Genomic DNA, 1,782 nt, shown 5'->3' on the forward strand with positions numbered 1-1,782 from the left:
AGGCGGTCGAGGACGCGGCCAACGCCTGGGCCTACGCCCAGACCGGCGGGCGGGTGGAGACGACGCGGGTGATCGTCGAGGGGCGGATCGACTTCGACTACGAGATCACCCTGCTGACCGTGCGGTCAATGCGGGAGGGGCAGGTGGTCTCCGACTTCTGCGATCCGATCGGGCACCGTCAGGAGAAGGGCGACTATGTCGAGAGCTGGCAGCCGCAGGCGATGAGCCCGGCGGCGCTGACGAAGGCTCGGGAGATCGCCGGCAAGGTCACGGAGGCGCTGGGCGGGCTGGGGGTGTTCGGGGTCGAGCTGTTCGTGAAGGGCGACGAGGTGTGGTTCTCGGAGGTGTCGCCGCGGCCCCACGACACCGGCCTGGTCACGCTGGCCACGCAGCGGATGAGCGAGTTCGCCCTGCACGCGCGCGCCATCCTGGGCCTGCCGGTGGACGTCAGCCGGCGCGACGTCGGCGCCAGCGCCGTGATCTACGGCGGCATGGAGGCGCAGGGCGTCGCCTATGAGGGCGCGGCCGAGGCGCTGGCGGTTCCGTCCGCCGACCTCAGGCTGTTCGGCAAGCCGGAGAGCTTTGCACGACGGCGCATGGGCGTGGCGCTCGCCCGCGGCGAGGATGTGGAGCAGGCGCGGGCCCGGGCGCGGGAAGCCGCCGGCAAGGTGCGGCCCGTCGCCGGCTAGAGCGGCGAGGCGTTTCCGGCGCGAACGTGACCGGCGGAGTCTTCCGCCAGCGCCGCGATGGCGAGGTCGAGGGCGGCGTCCCTGTCGGCCGCAGGAAGATCCGGCGTCACGCCCCGTTTCTCCAGCCGCACGCCGCCAGCTGTGACGAAGTCGGCGCGGCTGAGGCTGAGGCGGCCGCCGTCGGGCAGGCGGGTGTCCTGGGAGATGAGCACGGCCCCGGCGGTCGGTTCGCCGACGACGATGGCGCGGCCGGCCTCCTGCAGGGCCGCCGGCGTCAGCTCGGCGGCGCTGCGGCTTTCGGCGTCGACCAGGACGGCGACGTCATTCGGCGCCGGCGTCTCCAGCGGGCCGCAACCACCGGAGGTCTTCAGCACCACCGCTCGCCCGGAGCGGCTGGTCCGCGTCGCCCACGCCACGTCGCGCGGGAGGAAGCAGCTGAGCACCGCATCCGCCTCCAGCAGCCGGCCGCCGGGGTTGCCGCGCAGGTCGAGGATGACGTCGGTTCCGGCCGGCAGGGCCGCCAGCTGTTCGCCCATCCAGGCGCCCAGCCCGGCGTCGAAGGAGTCGACGCGAAGCACCGCGACGCCCGGTCGCGACAGATCGAGGGCGAAGGGCGGGCGGGGCTCCATGATGCGCGGGGCGAGGGTCAGGGTGCGGCGCTCGCCCGCGGGGGCGTCGAACACGAGGGTGACGGGGCGGGACTCGACCAGATCCAGTTCCGGATACCAGGCGTCGGGCGCGGTGGTGTCCAGCCGCCAGCCGACGGCCACGCCGGCCGCTTCGGCGGGGGAGTCTTCGCGGACGCGCTCGACGACATAGAAGCCGGGCGCGTCAGGGTCGCGGCGCAGGGTGACGCCGAGGGTGGGACGAGCCTGCCGCGCCATGTCGATCCGCCGCGCCACGGCGGGGGCGGCGACGCTGGCGTGCGAATCGTCCAGCAGGGCCAGCATCTCGCCCAGCACGCGGTAGAGGGCGCGGTCGTCGACGGCCGCCAGGGCGCGCGGCCGGAAGGTGCGGCGCGCGGCCGCCCAGTCCACGCCGTGCAGGTTCGGGTCGTAGTACTGGCTGCGGACCTCGCCCCAGACCCTGTCGA

General features: G+C 74.4%; 2 protein-coding genes. One reads left to right on the top strand and one right to left on the bottom strand.

All coding sequences use genetic code 11. The features are described 5' to 3' along the window. Positions 1 to 689: ATP-grasp domain-containing protein (locus tag RIF93_RS20490; protein WP_309093286.1), on the top strand; the 689-nt coding region annotated here is incomplete at its 5' end. Here the strand turns inward: RIF93_RS20490 and RIF93_RS20495 are convergent. Beyond that, positions 686 to 1,782, bottom strand: a 1,097-nt coding sequence (locus RIF93_RS20495) for a S41 family peptidase (RefSeq protein ID WP_309093287.1), incomplete at its 5' end; no start/stop codon positions are given. The genes RIF93_RS20490 and RIF93_RS20495 overlap by 4 nt on opposite strands.

The sequence above is a fragment of the Phenylobacterium sp. genome (assembly GCF_031181185.1).
GTDB lineage: Bacteria > Pseudomonadota > Alphaproteobacteria > Caulobacterales > Caulobacteraceae > Phenylobacterium.